The organism is Microbacterium azadirachtae (assembly GCF_000956505.1).
GTDB lineage: Bacteria > Actinomycetota > Actinomycetes > Actinomycetales > Microbacteriaceae > Microbacterium > Microbacterium azadirachtae_A.
In genome coordinates, this window is record NZ_JYIX01000029.1 from 52,755 (window position 1) to 67,243 (window position 14,489).

Genomic DNA, 14,489 nt, shown 5'->3' on the forward strand with positions numbered 1-14,489 from the left:
TCCAGCGTAACCCTGTATGCCGATTTCGGCATCTATCGGCCGGAGGACCGCGGAACGACGGCGATGTCCGAGTCGTCAGCCCCAGAGAAGGGCGTGCCGGATGCGCTCCGCCTCGGCCTTCGCGTGCGGGACGACCTGCGCGAGCCCCGTGCCGCTCAGCCACGCCCCGGTCGCGGCGACGCCAGGTACGGCCGCGACCGCCGCCGACGCCGCGGTGCGCCGCTCTGCCGCGCCGAGCACCGCGGAGGGCTGCGCCTGCACGAACCGCGCCCGGTGGCTGCCGCGCAGCTGTGCGGGGCGAAGGGCGACGCCGAGGAGCGCCGAGGCCTCGGCCAGTGCGAGTGCGCCCGCCGCTTCGTCGTCGAGGGCGCCGGTCGCCGGATCCTCCCCCGCCGAGCCGAAGGACACCCGCACGACGTGCCGGGATCCGGCCCGCTCGCGCAGCCAGGCCCACTTCGCACTGCTGTGCGTGAGGGCCTTCGCGGTGTGGGATCCGGGCACCGTGAGCACGCCGGATCCCCGAGGGGCCGCATCGAGTTCGGGGGCGTCCAGGACGAGGGTGACGATCTCGATACGCGGGGAGGAACCGGCCACGACCGCGGCGAGCTCCGGCACATGCGGAGCGAGCAGCCGCCGCGCCGTCGCCTCATCGGCGGCGACGATCACGGCGTCGAAGCGAAGTGGGGCGCCGGACAGGTCGGCGCCGCCGCCCTCGATCCCCTCGGGCGCCGTCTCGGACCCAGCAGCCGTCGGATCCGGATCCGCGACCTGGACGGTCCAGCCGTCGTCGTCGCGCGAGAGCCCCTCGACCGGAGCGCCGGTGCGCACCTCGGATCCGAGCAGCTCGATGCGGGCGATCAGGGCGTCGACCAAGCCGGACATGCCGCCGGCGAGGCCCTGCACCGCCGCACCGGGGGCGCGCCCGGATCCGCCGGTGATCTCGGCGACCGCGCCGGAGAGCGATCCGGCGCGGGTCAGGGCCGCGTTCAGAGTGGGCGCCGCGACGTCGACGTCGATGTCGTCGGGGTGCGCGGAGTACACGCCCGTGCTGACCGGGGCCACGAGGCGGTCGAGCACGCGGGCGCCCATGCGCTTGCGCACCAGACGACCCAGGCTGTGGTCGTGGCCGATCGTGAGCGGCGGCAGCAGGCGATCCAGCCAGGCGCGCCAGGTGCCGTTCCAGCCGATCACGCGGCGCACGTCCTCGGCGAAGGGGTTCGCCGGGATGCCGAGCAGCCCGCCCTTCGGCAGCGGAGCCGCGCCGCCGGGGATCCCCGCGACCCAGGCTCCGCCCGGCTCCGGCGAGACGACGCGGTCGTCGAGGCCGAGGTCGGACAGGAGCGCCCGCACATGTCCGCCCCGCACGGCGAAGCTCTCGGCTCCGGCGTCGAAGGCGAGCCCGTCGGCCTCGCCCGACTGCACGGCGCCGCCGGCCCGCTCCTGCGCCTCGAACACGGTCGCGTGCGCGCCGATCGCGGCGATCGACTCGGCTGCGACGAGCCCCGCGACCCCGCCGCCGACCACGGCGACGCGCAGGTGCGCCGCCTTCGCGGCGAGCTCCGGGGTGTGCGCGGGGTCGGAGGCGCGCCCCTGTCCGGGGACGCGCCCCGGATCCGGCGTGCTCATCGCGCCGCTCCGGAGGCGACCGACTCCGCGCCGACCTCGTGCACGAGTTCGACGATGCGGGTGAGCACCGAGGGGTCGGTCTCGGGCGGCACGCCGTGGCCGAGGTTCAGGATGTGCGCGCGGGCGGCGGTGCCGCGGCGCAGCACGTCGCGGACATGCGCCTCGAGCACGGGCCAGGGCGCGGTGAGCAGTGCGGGGTCGATGTTGCCCTGCACGGTCACGTCATCGCCGAGCACGGCGACGGCCTCGTCGAGCGGCAGGCGCCAGTCGACGCCGACCGCGTCGGCGCGCCCGTCCAGGCGCATGTCCGCGAGGAACGGCCCCGTGCCGACGCCGAAGTGGATGACCGGGGCGTCGATGCCGTCGACGGCGGCCGCCGAGTGCGGCGCGACGAAGGCCCGGTAGTCGGCGGGGCTGAGCGAACCGGCCCAGGAGTCGAAGAGCTGCACCGCGCTCGCCCCTGCCGCGCGCTGCGCGTCGAGGAAGGTGCGCGAGATCCGCGCGAGCCAGCCCGCGAGCCGGTTCCACGAGTCCGGATCCGTGTGCATCATCGCCCTGGCACGCAGGTGCTCCTTCGAGGGCCCGCCCTCGACGAGGTAGGCGGCGAGCGTGAACGGCGCTCCCGCGAAGCCGATCAGCGGGATGGTGTCGCCGAGCTCCGCGACGACGAGCCGCACCGCCTCTGCGATCTGCGTCGTGTCGAGCGAGGCCGGGTCGATCGCCGTGATCCGGTCGACGTCCGCCGCGGTCCGCACGGGCGACGCGAAGACCGGTCCACGTCCTGGCTCGATCTCGACCTCGACGCCGGCGAGGCGCAGGGGCACCACGATGTCGCTGAAGAAGATGCCCGCGTCGACCTTGTGCCGGCGCACGGGCTGCAGGGTGATCTCCGCCGCGAGGTCGGGGGTGAGGCATGCGTCGAGCATCCGGGTGCCGACCCGCAGGTCGCGGTACTCGGGCAGCGAGCGGCCGGCCTGGCGCATGAACCACACGGGGGTGGTGTCGGGGCGGTCTCCGGCGAGGGCGCGCAGCAGCGGGGCGTCGTTGAGGGGCATGGATCCATTCTCCCCGACCTCTGCTTTGCAGCGAATGGGGATCCGTCGGTGGTCGGATCCGTCGGGCTGCCGGTTTTGGGGCACCCCGAGCCGGTTTTGGGGCACCCTCTGCCGTTTTGGGGCGCCCTAGGCCACGATTCCCGACCGTGGCGCGCCCCAAAACGACGTGGCGCGCCCCGAATCGGGGTTCTCGAGAAGACGAGGCCCCGAGGGCTCAGGGGGTCACCTCGAGCCGGTTTTGGGGCGCCCTCTGCCGCTTTGGGGCGCCCTAGGCCACGATTCCCGGCCACGGCGCGCCCCAAAACGACGTGGCGCGCCCCGAATCGGCGAGACGAACAGACCGAGACCGGTCGGATCCGTGTCGCCGCGCGACGGCGTCCAGGATCCGCAAAGGGCGCGGAGCGTAAACTCTCAGGGTGCTGCTCTGCGTCACGGCGAATCACAAGACCGCCCCCTTCGACCTCCTCGAACGACTCAGTCGCACCCCGGATGACCTGGCCGGATCCCTCTCCGAAGGATCCAAGGGCGCCGTCGTGCTCGCGACCTGCAACCGCTTCGAGGCCTATGTCGACGTCGACGGCACGGCCGACGAGAGCGACGTCGCCCGGATCCTGAGCACCGTTTCAGAGCGCAGCGGGATCCCCGCCGACACGCTCAACGCCTCCTCCGCCGTGCACTCCGGCGCCAGGGTCGTCGAGCACCTCTTCGCCGTCGCGTCCGGACTCGAGTCCGTGGTCTCCGGCGAGGGCGAGATCGCCGGCCAGGTGCGGCGCGCGCTCACCTCGGCCCGCACGCACGGCACGACCTCCCCCGAGCTGGAGCGCCTGTTCCAGCGCGCGAGCGAAGCGCAGCGCAAGGTCAAGAACGACACCGCCCTGGGGCGCGCCGGCCGGTCGCTCGTGCGCCTCGCCCTCGAGCTGGCCGACAGCCGCATCGCCGACTGGGGCACCGCCCGCGTGCTGCTCGTCGGCACCGGCGCCTACGCCGCGGTGACCCTGGCGACGCTGCGCGAGCGCGGCGCCCACGACATCAGCGTGCACTCCCCCTCGGGGCGCGGCGCCGCATTCGCCGCGAAGCACGGCATCCGCGCGCTGCCCAAGGCGGAGTACGCCCGGGCCGCCGCGCACGCCTCGATCGTGATCACGTGCACGAGCGCCGAGCAGCCCGTGCTCGATGCCGCGATCCTGCGCGAGGGCCGCGGGCCGGCGCTGACCGCGCTGCCCGCCCCGGACGGCACGGCCGTCGACTGCCCGATCCCCGGCCACGGCTTCTCCGCCGGCGCGACGCCGTCGCAGCTGATCGTCGACCTGGGCATGCCGCGCAACGTGGCGCCGGACGTCGCCGAGGTCGAGGGCGTCGCCCTGCTCGACCTCGAGACGATCCGCCTGCACGCGCCGCTCGAGGAGCTGCAGGCGACCGACGCGGCCCGCTCGATCGTGCGCGCCGCCGCCGCGACGTTCCACGAGGTCGGCGCCCGCGAGAGCGTGACCCCGGCCGTCGTCGCCCTGCGCGGGCACATCTTCGGGCTGCTCGAGGCCGAGATCGACCGCGCCCGCAAGCGCGGCGACGACGGCGGACAGGTCGAGCAGGCGATGCGCCACCTCGCGGGCGTGCTGCTGCACGCGCCGACCAGCCGCGCGCACGAGCTCGCCGCGCAGGGACGCGGATCCGAGTTCATCGCCGCCGTCGAGACGCTGTACGGCCTCAGTGCCGAGGTCGAGGCGCAGCAGGACGACGCCGCCACGGCCTGATTCCGTCCCCTCGCGACTAGCCTGAGACGGTGAGCGACGTGACAGACGAAGGACCGTTCTTCCACGGCACCAAGGCGGATCTGCAGCCTGGCGACCTCCTCACGGCGGGGTTCCGGTCGAACTACCGGCCCGAGATCGTGATGAACCACATCTACTTCACGGCGCTGCGCGATGGCGCAGGCCTCGCGGCGGAGCTCGCGGCCGGCGATGCTGCACCGCGCGTGTACCTCGTCGAGCCGATCGGCGCGTTCGAGGACGACCCGAACGTCACCGACAAGAAGTTCCCCGGCAATCCGACCCGTTCCTACCGCAGCGCGGATCCGCTCCGCGTCGTCGCCGAGATCGACGATTGGCCCCGGCTCGCCCCGGAGGCACTGCAGGACTGGCGCGACCACCTGGCGTCGCTCCTCTCCGACGAGCGCGGCGAGATCATCAACTAGCGGGTCCGATCCCGGGGTTCGCCCTCAGACGAGGGTTCCGTCGTCGAACAGCACGGTGAGTCCCTGCAGCAGCTGGGTCCAGCCCTGCTCGAGCCCGGCGATGGCTTCGACAGCACCGGACCGCACACCGTCCGCCTCGATCCTCAGGTCGACCACCGTGGTGTCACCGGCCGCACGCAGCTCGACCGTGTGCACAGCGGCGAAGAGCGCCTCCCCGGCCTCGTCGACCGGCGCGAGCGCGAACACCAGACGCCGGCCTGGATCCGCCTCGATCACGCGCCCCTCCGAACGATAGGTCGCGCCCCCCGGCTCGCCGAGTGCGAACCGGATGTGCGCCCCGGCCTCCGGCGCGATCGAGAGCTCGCGCACATCGAAGTGCGGCGGCGCCCACCACCGCGCAGCGGATGCCGGATCCGTCCACGCGCGCCATACGGCATCGATGTCCGCGCCGACCTCGGCGCGGAGGGAGAAAGCACGAGCGCCGCCGGGGGCCGCCTCCTCCTGAGCGATCGCCCGCCCGTACGCCTGCAGCGCCTGGTCGTCGCGATCGGCCTGCGCCCAGCCACCGAGCCACGTCGCGAGGGACGCGAACGCGGCGCTGTCCAGGCTGACGACCCGGCGCCGACCGAGCTTGTGGATCGTGACCAGTCCCGCCGCCTCGAGGGCCTGGAGGTGCTTCGTGGTCTGCGGCTGCAGGGCGCCGATCGCCTCTGCGACGCCCCCGACGGTGCTCGCACTCGCGGCGAGGACCTCCAGGATCCGGAACCTCGTCGGCTCCCCCATCGCGGCGAAGGCCCGCTGCGGATCGGCGGATCCGGGGACCCCGCCCGCGAGATCCCCGGAAGCCGGTGCTCCCCCGGGGTCGCTCATTCGGCAGCGACGAGCGCGGCGAGATTGTCGAGCTCGTTCGCCCGCCCCGCGAGCAGGCGCTGCGTCCACACGTCGTCGTGCAGGGACTCGACCTTCATGACGATGCGGGTGCCGCCGTCCACCGCGGGCTGCAGCTCGATCTCGGTGAGCTGCTCGTACTCGTCGTGGCCCGGCACGAAGTCGATGAGCGAGGAGTACCCGAGCCGCGTCGGCTCCTCGATCTCGGTGAAGCGCTTGCGCGACGCCGTGGCGAGCGGCATCCCGTTCTGCTCCATGAAGGCGACCTGCTCGGGCGCGACAGCCGTCATCGTGTACTTGAGCGCACCGCCGGGGCGCAGGTCGAGGGCGGTCACGTCGGTGCGGAAGCCGTCCGGCGCCCACCAGCGCGAGATGCCCGCCGGAGTGGTCCAGAGCTCCCAAACCCGTTGCGGGGAGGCGGAGACGTTTCGTTCGATGATCTCGTTCATGGATCCATGATGCATTCGTCTAGACGAATATGTCAAGAGCTTTCTCCCCTCCTCCACGACGCGATGACACACTGGTCCCATGGCCCTTCACATCACCGGAGACACCGCCGCCGACACCCTCCTCAGCGACAACCCGCTCGCCCTGCTCGTAGGCATGCTGCTCGATCAGCAGGTCGCGATGGAGACCGCGTTCGCCGGTCCGCTCAAGATCGAGCAGCGCACGGGCGCGACCGATGCCGCAGCGATCGCCGCCTACGATCCCGACGAGTTCCTCGCCGCGTTCAAGCAGTCGCCCTCGGTGCATCGCTTCCCTGGTTCCATGGCCGCCCGCGTGCAGACCCTGTGCCAGAGGCTCGTCGAGGACTGGGACGGTGACGCCGCGAACCTCTGGACCCAGGGGGATCCCGACGGCGCCGAGGTGCTGCGCCGGCTGAAGACGCTTCCCGGGTTCGGCGAGCAGAAGGCGAAGATCTTCCTGGCGCTGCTCGGCAAGCAGTACGGCTTCACCGGCGACGGCTGGCGGGAGGCCTCGGCGCCCTACGGCGAAGACGGATCCTTCCGCTCGGTCGCCGACATCGTCTCACCCGAGTCGCTCACCAAGGTCCGGGAGCACAAGCGCGCGATGAAGGCTGCTGCCAAAGCCTGACCGGGCGCCCTTCGTCTCGCTGCGCTCGCTCAGGGACCGGGCCAGGCGCCCTTCGTCTCGCTGCGCTCGCTCAGGGACCGGGGGCTCACATCATGATCATGTCGGCGTCGTCGGCGCGGTAGTCCTCGGTCGACGGCACGACCGGCGCCGACTCGACGCCCGTGCGATGGCCCCGCACGGCGGCGAGCACGGGAGAGGGCCCGTCGAGCACGATCTCCAGGGACCGCACCGTGCGGGCCGGAAACGCATGCAGCCGGCGCACGCCGACGGTCCCGCCGGCGCAGACCTCCGCGCTGGCGTCGAGCACGCGATGGCCCGCGATCCGCTGCCCGTCTGCGAGTTCCTCCTCGAGTTCGAGGTGATCGATCGCGACATCCGCCCCGAAGTCGGCGCGCCAGCGGCCGTCGCCGAGCGCGGTGAGCTCCGCCACGAGCGGAGCGCCGAACCACCGCGCCAGCTCAGTCGAGTACTCGGCGAGCCGCGCGAGGTCCGCGGCGTCGATGAGCCCGTCCTGGTTCGGCGGGACGTTCAGCAGCAGATTCGCGCCGATCCCGAGCGAGCGGTAGTGGATCCCGAGGAGATGCTCGAGGCTCTTCGGCTCGTCCCCGGGCTGCCAGAACCAGCCGTGCCGCAGGGACACGTCGCACTCCGGCGGCAGGTACCGCGCCCCGCCGAGGCCGAGCATCGCGTCGGTGTGCACGTCGTTCGGGGTGACGTCGACGACGTATTCCACGGGGTCGGCCGCGAGGCCGTCCTCGTTGCCGATCCACCGGATGTCGGGGTCGCCCATGTTGAAGATCACGGCGCCAGGCTGATGCTTCCGCACGATGCCGGTGATCCGCTCCCAGTCGTAGACGCGGCCCGCGGATCCGGCGCCGTCGAACCACACCTCGACGAGATCGCCGTACTGCGTGCACAGCTCGGTCAGCTGCGCGCAGTACACCTCGTCGTAGGCGGCCGGATCCGGGTAGCGCGGTTCGTGCCGGTCCCACGGCGAGAGGTACAGTCCGAGCCCCATCCCCGCTTCGGCGCAGGCATCGGCGAGCTCGCGGACGACGTCGCCGTGGCCATCCCGCCAGGGGCTCGCCGCGACCGAGTAGTCCGTCGTCGCAGTCGGCCAGAGGCAGAACCCGTCGTGGTGCTTCGCGGTGAGCACGACGTACGCGGCTCCCGCCGTGCGCGCGGCGGCCACCCACTGCCGCGCGTCGAGCTGCACCGGATCGAATCCGGATGCGGGCAGGGTGCCGTCGCTCCACTCCACCCCGAAGAAGGTGTTGAGCCCGAAGTGCAGGAAGACGCCCACGCCGTCCCGCTGCCACTGCAGCTGGACGGGCGCGGGGTGCAGCGCGGCGGTCTGCGCGGAGATGGTGGTCACAGAGGGAGAGGATATCCGGCGCATCGCGGGGATCCATCCGCCGGACAGAGCGCGGGACCCGGCCTCCCTCCCCCTCGGGCCGGATCCCGCGCCGTTCTGGTGTCGGCGACGGTCAGTCGCCGATGAAGCGCACCTCGGTCGGGGCGGACGGGCCGGTGTGCGGCAGCTTCTGCGTGATCGTGGCCGTCTGCGGCTCGGTCAGCTTGCGGTTGAGCACGAGCGTCCAGCTGCCGTCGACGGCCGCGGTCGTCGAGGCCGCCGTCGGGATCCTTCCCGGGCCGGTGACCTTCACGCTCACCGTGGCGCCGGGGGCTCCGACGCCGCGGATCGTGATGCGGTCCGCGGCGAGCGCGGCCGTGGCCGCCTTCGGCGCGACGCCCGCGGCATCGTCCTGCACGGCGGAGAGGTTCTTCATCCAGGTGAAGGAGGTCGGCGTGATGCTGTTGTCGCCCCACACCTTGCCGTCGCGGTCGACCGCGTAGGCGAAGAACCCGCCCTTGGTGCCACCCTGCGGCTGCCAGGTCGCGTACTCGTAGGCCGTGGATCCTGGCGCCGTCGCGGGGTCGTAGATCCCCTCGGCGTCACCCCAGTGCGTGCGGTCCTGCTCCTCGGGGAAGGAGAATCCGGGCAGGAACTGGCAGGGGGCGATCTTGTCGGCGAAGGTGTTCCACGTCGACTGCATGCCCGCGGTGCCGCGGCCGTAGGCCTGCAGGAGCACGTAGGACACCTTCGAGGAGACCGCCGTGAACAGCGGAGTGCTGCCGTTCTGGTTGGTGTCGAAGATGAGGATCTTGTCCGAGCCGGAGGTCGGGCCGATGATGTCGCCGAGGGCGTTGAACACGCCGATCGCCCTGGTCAGGTTGTCACCGGTCGGGTACGACTCCACGTCGATGTCGATGCCGTCCAGGCCGTACGGGGTCACGTACGTGTCGACGAGCTTCTGCGCGTAGTCGCGATACGCCTGGTCCGTCAGCGGGATGTCCGCCTTCGCGAGCTTGTCGATCCAGAGCGTGTACGCGACCCTGGTGCCGCGCGCATGCAGCGCGGGCACGTACTCGTCGCGCAGAGCACGCCAGTAGTCGGTGTCGGCGGTCGCGCCGGCGTCGAACACCATCGCCACGTCCACCTCGGGCGGAAGATCCGTCATGCGCGTGACATGGGATCGGGGAGGTTCGAGTTCGCGCTCTGCGGCACCGTGACGTCGCGCCAGGTGCGGTAGTACGCCATCGTGAGCGGCTCGGCCGAGCACTGCGACGTGTTCCCGACCGGCGCCGAGCTCGTCTCCGCGAGGGCGGACGGCGCTCCGATGATCGCGACTCCGGCGATGAGCGCGCCGAGTCCGACGGCGGCTGTCGTGCGTTTCATGCGTGTCATGCGTGCCTTCTCTCTTCTTCGAGTGGGGTGGCTTCCCCGATCGCGACGTCGAGCGCCGCGAAGTCCTCCAGCGACAGGGCGGATCCCGCGTTCCAGGACCGCTCCGCCATCGCCCGCAGTGGTCCGCGGATCCCCGCGGCGACCTCGGCCGGGGTCTGCGCCTCCGGCCGGTCCGACCACACGGCGAAGGACGCCCCGAGCAGCAGCGCGGGATAGGGGAGCGCCAGCTCCTGCCGCACGGTGCCCTGCCCGTCCGGTCCCCACAGCGCAGGGAAGAGCCCCGGGTGCCAGGCGGCCTCCCAGATGCGCTCCGCGGTCGGGTAGCGGTAGCCCGCGTTCTCGCCGAGCACGTAGTAGAACAGCGCGTCGTTGACGTTGACCAGCCGGTGGCCGGCGGCGACGGCATCCGCGACCGGACGCATCCCGGCGTTCCAGTTCGTCCACCAGGTCAGCACGATCTCGGGATCCAGGCGCTCGCTCGCACTGCGCAGCAGGCCGTCGTTCCACGCGCGCGCCTCGAAGCCGCGCTCCCGCAGGTGCACGGCGACCCGGTTCACGAACGCGGTGAGCAGATCGAACCCGGTGGCCTGCGCGCCGTAGCGCTCCGCCGCAGCCGTCGCGAGCGCGGGGAAGTCGGCCATCCGGTCGAAGTCCACGAACTCGTCGCCGCCCAGGTTCCAGCGCGTGCTGTGCGGGAACACCGGGATCATGTCGTCGATCAGGGCGAGGGCGAAGCGGACAGGATCCTCGCGGGTGATGTCGAGGGCGTGATCCGTCGCCAGCCCCGGCGTCTCCGGCAGCCGCAGCTCGGGGTGCGCCGTCAGCACGTGCTGCAGATGACCGGGCATGTCGAGAGACGGGACCAGGTCGACGTGCAGGTCGCGTGCGGTGGCGACGATGTCCGCGGCCTCGGCACGGCTGATCCGCTCGGCCGAGACGATCTCGGGGAAGGCTGCCGACTCGAGCCGGAATCCGGGGTTCTCCGAGAAGTGCCACTGGAAGACGTTGACGCCGATGTCCGCGGCGGCGTGCAGCTGCGCGCGGATCCACTCCGCGGGATAGTGCTTGCGCCCCGCATCGAGGTGCAGGCCGCGTTCGGTGACCGCCGGCGCGGAGTGCACGACCCCCTGCGGGACGGCCCCCTGTGCGCGGAGGTTGTGCAGCAGCTGCCGCGTGGCCCGGAACACCCCGGCCGCGGACGGGGCGGTCACCACGACGTCGTCGGCCACGTCGATCGTGAACGACTCGTCGGCAGGATCACGGGTCGCGAGCGGGCTCAGCCTCAGCCGGATCACCGGATCCGAGACGTCGGCGGCCGCCGCGATCCCGCAGGCCCGCAGCTCGGCCTCGAGGCGCTCGGCCTCCCGGCGCAGCCCCCGGCTCGCCGCGATCACCCGCACCCGCTCCGGCCTCCACACCCCGCCGGCCGGCTCGAACGCCGTGGGCTGCGGGATCGCCATCCAGCGCCCTTCGACAGGCTCAGGGCCCGGGCGGCCGGAGGGGCTCATCCCTTGACGCTCCCCTCCTCGACGCCCTTGAAGAACTGCTTCTGCAGGACGGCGAAGAGGACGATGATCGGCACGAGCGCGATCATCGTGCCCGCCGCGATCACGCGCGGGTTGGATCCGAAGTTCGAGTTCAGGTAGTTCATGCCGACCGTGAGCGTGTAGTTCGCCGGATCCGACAGCACCACGAGAGGCCAGAGGAACTCGTCCCAGGCGCCGATGAACGCGAACAGCGCGACCACCGAGACCATGCCGCGGATGTTCGGCCACACGATGTGGCGCAGGCGCTGCATCGTGTTCGCGCCGTCGATCGTCGCGGCGTCCAGGGTGTCCGCCGGGATCATCCGGCAGGCGGCGGCCATGAGCAGCACGTTGATCGCGGCGATCGCACCGGGCAGGAACACGCCCCACAGGGTGTTCGCCAGGCCCAGGGACTTGACCGTCAGGTACTGGCTCGTCAGCGTGACCTCGCCGGGCAGCAGCAGCGTGGAGAAGAAGATCGCCATGACGATCCCCTTGCCGCGAAACTTCAGGCACCCCAGCGCGTAGCCGCCGAGGGTGGCGAAGATCACGTTGGTGATCACGGTGCCGACGCCGACCAGCAGCGAGTTGCGGGCGTAGTCGAGCACCGGGATGGTGCGGAAGACCTCCGCATAGTGGTCGAGCGTGGGAGCGCTCGGGATGAGGTTCGGCGGGAAGCCGTAGATGTTCTCGGCGGATCCTTTGAACGACGTGGACAGCTGCCACAGGAACGGGAACACCATGATCCCGAGGACGACGACGAGCAGCACGTACTTGCCGATCAGGCCGGCCAGGGAGGGCTTCATGATGTCGGCGGATCCGCGTGTGCGGTACGCCTTCTCGCGCCGCGGCGGACGGGTGCCGCGACTGCGGCCGACCGGATCCTGAGCCGCGTGGAGGGCGGCCGTCGCCTGCTCCTCGATCACGCCGGCGCTGCCCGGGGTCTGGAAGGAAGTCATGCCGTCACCTCCGCACGGTCCTTGGCATCACGGCGCTCGGCGCGCTGCTGCGCACGCAGGTCGCGGCGCGTGCGACGACCCGCCAGGGCGTCGCGGATCATCTCGCCGTTGTTGGCGATGCCGACGATGGTCAGCGGGATGAGCGTCAGCAGGAACAGCACGATCGAGATCGCCGAGGCGTAGCCGATCTGGCCGTTCAGACCCTTGCCCATCGACTGGATGAGCATCACCATGCTCATCGACCGGCCTCCCGGACCGCCGGATCCGGAGGAGAGGATGAACAGCTCGGTGAAGACGCGCACCGCGGCCACGCAGATGAGCACCGAGACGAGCATCATCGGACCGCGGACGCCCGGCACGGTCACCGACCAGAACCGGCGCCAGGCGCCGGCGCCGTCCATCGCGGCGGCCTCGTGCAGCTCACGCCCGACGTTCCCGAGGGCGGCCAGGTACACGACCATGTAGTAGCCGAGGCCCTTCCACACGGTGAGGCCGATCGCGCAGAAGATGAGCAGCCACCGGTCGGAGAGGAACTCGATCGGCCGGTCCGCCAGGCCGAAGAACGTCAGCGCCGAGTTGATCGTTCCGGTGCTGGAGAACAGGAACTCCCACACGATCGCGACGACCACGGCCGAGGCGATCACCGGGAAGTAGAACGTCGTGCGGAAGAACCCGATCGCCGGAATCTTCGCGCGCACCAGCAGCGCCAGCAGGAGCGGGAGGAAGGTGAGCAGCGGCACGCACACCAGCACGTACACGAGCGACGTCGTGAGCGCGTAGCCGAACCGCTCGTCCCCCGCGAGGCGGGTGAAGTTGTCCAGCCCCACGAAGGAGACGGGACGGAGGGGGCGGGCGTCCGTGAAGGCGAGCACCACCGTGTTCAGGAACGGCCACAGGGCGAAGACGAGCACCCAGACCACACCGGGAAGCACCAGCAGATACGGCGTGTACCAACGCTGTCTTCTCATCTGCTCACCCCCTCCTCTCACTCATCGGGTCACTTCGAGACGTTCTGGTTGGCGTAGTCCTGCGCCTTCTTCAGCGCGTCCTTCGCCGTGATGTCGCCCTTGATCGCGAGCGCGATCTGCTGCTTGGCGTAGTTCTCCATGGAGTCGACGTAGCCGCTGCCCGGTGCGCCGGGGACGCGGGCCTTGTCCATCTGCGCCGCCGCGAAGGTCGTCGCCTGGGCCTGCTCCGCGTTCTGCGCGGTGCCGGCGAAGGCGGACGGGTCCTCGTTGGCCTTCTTCGTGCCGGGGAAGAAGCCGGCGGCGAGCTTCATGAACTCGACCTGGTTCGCGTCGTTCGTGACGTACTCGGCGAAGGCGACCGCGGCGGCAGGGCTCTTCGCGTTCTTGGAGACGCTGATGCCCTGCACGAACAGCGGCGGCTCGCCGAATCCGCCGGTCACCTTGACCGAGGGAAGCAGTGCCGGCGAGTTGACCGCGAGGTTCTTGTCGATGTAGTTCGGGCCGGCGGTCGTCCACGCGACGCTGCCCTTGTTGAAGTTGTCGACGTTGGCGTTGGCCGTGCCGGCGTTCTGCAGCGCCTCGGGGCTGACCGCGCCCTCCTTGTACAGCTCGGCGTACCGCTCGACGATCGCCTCGGCCTCGGGGGTGTCGAAGACGAACTTGCCGTCCTTGACGAAGTCGAAGGTCTTGCCCTGGTCGCTGATGTCGATCTGCAGCGACTTCGGGCTGGGCACGTCGGACAGCGTCGCGATGCCGAGCTTGCCGAGCTTCGACGCGGCGTCCAGCGTCTCGTCGAACGTCTTCGGCGGAGCGGTGAGTCCGGCCTTGCCGAGCAGGTCCATGTTCCAGTAGTTCAGCTCGGTGCCGAGGTACCACGGGAAGGCGTAGGTGCCCTCGAGCCCGTCGTAGGTATAGGCCGCGACACCGCCGTCGACGTAGTCGCCGATGATCTTCGAGTCCTTCTTCAGGTCGGCGAGCTGGCCGGCCTTGGCGAGCTCCTGCGCGAACTCCGGCGGCAGGTTCACGACGTCGGGGAGCTCGTTCGACTCGGCCTGCTGCAGGATCTTGTCCTCGTAGCCGTCGGCGGGCTGGTCGATCCACTTGACCGTGACGCCGGGGTGCTCCTTCTCGAAGCTCTTCGCGATGTCCTCGAAGTACGGCGTGAACTTGTCGTTCTTCAGCGACCAGGTCTGGAACGTGACCGTGCCCTTGATCTCGCCGTCGGCGGATCCTCCTCCGGAGGCCGCCCCTCCCCCGGTGCAGGAGGTGAGAGCGAGCGCCGCGACCGCGGCGATGCCGACGGCGATAGTCGATCGGATCTTCATGGACGTGTTCTCCTTCGAAGTGTCCCGGGTGCATCGCCGGCCGGCGCTGGCATCCCATCACTAAAACGATATAGTGTGCCTAGCATGCCACAAGGACGCGGTGTCGT

Annotated in this window: 14 protein-coding genes; 3 read left to right on the forward strand and 11 right to left on the reverse strand. The window is 71.1% G+C overall.

Annotated features, from left to right (window positions below; all coding sequences use genetic code 11):
• Positions 1-75 precede the first annotated feature (75 nt).
• Together RS86_RS05170 and hemE are read right to left on the reverse strand one after the other, a co-directional pair.
• Positions 76-1,626 carry a protoporphyrinogen/coproporphyrinogen oxidase gene (locus RS86_RS05170; protein ID WP_045271150.1) on the reverse strand — a complete coding sequence of 517 codons (1,551 nt, stop codon included), beginning with the start codon at positions 1,624-1,626 and terminating at the stop codon, positions 76-78.
• Positions 1,623-2,681 (reverse strand): uroporphyrinogen decarboxylase, encoded by a 1,059-nt coding sequence (gene hemE / locus RS86_RS05175; protein ID WP_045271151.1) that lies wholly within the window; start codon positions 2,679-2,681, stop codon positions 1,623-1,625. Before hemE ends, RS86_RS05170 begins: the two co-directional genes overlap by 4 nt.
• 416 nt (positions 2,682-3,097) lie before the next feature.
• Here hemE and RS86_RS05180 point away from each other — a divergent pair, with 416 nt between their 5' ends.
• Both RS86_RS05180 and arr read left to right on the forward strand, forming a co-directional pair.
• Positions 3,098-4,432, forward strand: a complete 1,335-nt coding sequence (locus tag RS86_RS05180; RefSeq protein ID WP_045271152.1) for a glutamyl-tRNA reductase — start codon at positions 3,098-3,100, stop codon at positions 4,430-4,432.
• Positions 4,433-4,461: 29 nt separating this feature from the next.
• A complete protein-coding gene (gene arr / locus RS86_RS05185; RefSeq protein ID WP_045271153.1) occupies positions 4,462-4,872 on the forward strand; it encodes an NAD(+)--rifampin ADP-ribosyltransferase in 411 nt (136 codons plus the stop codon).
• Between the two features lie 24 nt (positions 4,873-4,896).
• Here arr and RS86_RS05190 read toward each other — a convergent pair whose 3' ends face one another.
• Positions 4,897-5,742, reverse strand: coding sequence for a metalloregulator ArsR/SmtB family transcription factor (locus RS86_RS05190; protein ID WP_082076582.1), 846 nt, complete (start codon positions 5,740-5,742; stop codon positions 4,897-4,899).
• A complete protein-coding gene (locus RS86_RS05195; protein ID WP_045271154.1) occupies positions 5,739-6,209 on the reverse strand; it encodes an SRPBCC family protein in 471 nt (156 codons plus the stop codon). The genes RS86_RS05190 and RS86_RS05195 overlap by 4 nt, the downstream gene beginning before the upstream one ends.
• Before the next feature lie 79 nt (positions 6,210-6,288).
• Here RS86_RS05195 and RS86_RS05200 point away from each other — a divergent pair, with 79 nt between their 5' ends.
• Complete coding sequence (locus RS86_RS05200) at positions 6,289-6,855, forward strand: HhH-GPD-type base excision DNA repair protein (protein ID WP_045271155.1); 567 nt, start codon at positions 6,289-6,291, stop codon at positions 6,853-6,855.
• A gap of 85 nt (positions 6,856-6,940) precedes the next feature.
• Here RS86_RS05200 and RS86_RS05205 read toward each other — a convergent pair whose 3' ends face one another.
• The 7 genes from RS86_RS05205 to RS86_RS05230 all read right to left on the reverse strand — a co-directional run bounded on the left by RS86_RS05205 (position 6,941) and on the right by RS86_RS05230 (position 14,382).
• A complete protein-coding gene (locus RS86_RS05205; protein WP_235281626.1) occupies positions 6,941-8,230 on the reverse strand; it encodes an alpha-L-fucosidase in 1,290 nt (429 codons plus the stop codon).
• A 112-nt stretch (positions 8,231-8,342) separates the two neighbouring features.
• Positions 8,343-9,377: a hypothetical protein gene (locus RS86_RS05210; protein WP_052680087.1), complete on the reverse strand. Its 1,035-nt coding sequence runs from the start codon at positions 9,375-9,377 to the stop codon at positions 8,343-8,345.
• Complete coding sequence (locus RS86_RS19805; RefSeq protein ID WP_052680088.1) at positions 9,374-9,604, reverse strand: hypothetical protein; 231 nt, start codon at positions 9,602-9,604, stop codon at positions 9,374-9,376. Before RS86_RS19805 ends, RS86_RS05210 begins: the two co-directional genes overlap by 4 nt.
• Complete coding sequence (locus RS86_RS05215; protein ID WP_082076583.1) at positions 9,601-11,112, reverse strand: family 20 glycosylhydrolase; 1,512 nt, start codon at positions 11,110-11,112, stop codon at positions 9,601-9,603. The genes RS86_RS19805 and RS86_RS05215 overlap by 4 nt, the downstream gene beginning before the upstream one ends.
• Positions 11,109-12,089 carry a carbohydrate ABC transporter permease gene (locus tag RS86_RS05220; protein ID WP_082076584.1) on the reverse strand — a complete coding sequence of 327 codons (981 nt, stop codon included), beginning with the start codon at positions 12,087-12,089 and terminating at the stop codon, positions 11,109-11,111. Before RS86_RS05220 ends, RS86_RS05215 begins: the two co-directional genes overlap by 4 nt.
• Positions 12,086-13,057, reverse strand: a complete 972-nt coding sequence (locus tag RS86_RS05225) for a carbohydrate ABC transporter permease (protein WP_045271157.1) — start codon at positions 13,055-13,057, stop codon at positions 12,086-12,088. The genes RS86_RS05220 and RS86_RS05225 overlap by 4 nt, the downstream gene beginning before the upstream one ends.
• 29 nt (positions 13,058-13,086) lie before the next feature.
• Positions 13,087-14,382: an ABC transporter substrate-binding protein gene (locus tag RS86_RS05230; protein WP_045271158.1), complete on the reverse strand. Its 1,296-nt coding sequence runs from the start codon at positions 14,380-14,382 to the stop codon at positions 13,087-13,089.
• Positions 14,383-14,489 lie beyond the last annotated feature (107 nt).

What these genes read in the sequence shown, in the direction of transcription:
- RS86_RS05195 (WP_045271154.1), bottom strand. Translation starts at nt 6,209, where the DNA reads ATGAACGAGATCATCGAACGAAACGTCTCCGCCTCCCCGCAACGGGTT.
- RS86_RS05170 (WP_045271150.1), bottom strand. Translation starts at nt 1,626, where the DNA reads ATGAGCACGCCGGATCCGGGGCGCGTCCCCGGACAGGGGCGCGCCTCC.
- RS86_RS05190 (WP_082076582.1), bottom strand. Translation starts at nt 5,742, where the DNA reads ATGAGCGACCCCGGGGGAGCACCGGCTTCCGGGGATCTCGCGGGCGGG.
- RS86_RS05225 (WP_045271157.1), bottom strand. Translation starts at nt 13,057, where the DNA reads ATGAGAAGACAGCGTTGGTACACGCCGTATCTGCTGGTGCTTCCCGGT.
- RS86_RS05230 (WP_045271158.1), bottom strand. Translation starts at nt 14,382, where the DNA reads ATGAAGATCCGATCGACTATCGCCGTCGGCATCGCCGCGGTCGCGGCG.
- RS86_RS05200 (WP_045271155.1), top strand. Translation starts at nt 6,289, where the DNA reads ATGGCCCTTCACATCACCGGAGACACCGCCGCCGACACCCTCCTCAGC.
- RS86_RS19805 (WP_052680088.1), bottom strand. Translation starts at nt 9,604, where the DNA reads ATGACACGCATGAAACGCACGACAGCCGCCGTCGGACTCGGCGCGCTC.
- RS86_RS05215 (WP_082076583.1), bottom strand. Translation starts at nt 11,112, where the DNA reads ATGAGCCCCTCCGGCCGCCCGGGCCCTGAGCCTGTCGAAGGGCGCTGG.
- RS86_RS05220 (WP_082076584.1), bottom strand. Translation starts at nt 12,089, where the DNA reads ATGACTTCCTTCCAGACCCCGGGCAGCGCCGGCGTGATCGAGGAGCAG.
- RS86_RS05210 (WP_052680087.1), bottom strand. Translation starts at nt 9,377, where the DNA reads ATGACGGATCTTCCGCCCGAGGTGGACGTGGCGATGGTGTTCGACGCC.
- hemE (WP_045271151.1), bottom strand. Translation starts at nt 2,681, where the DNA reads ATGCCCCTCAACGACGCCCCGCTGCTGCGCGCCCTCGCCGGAGACCGC.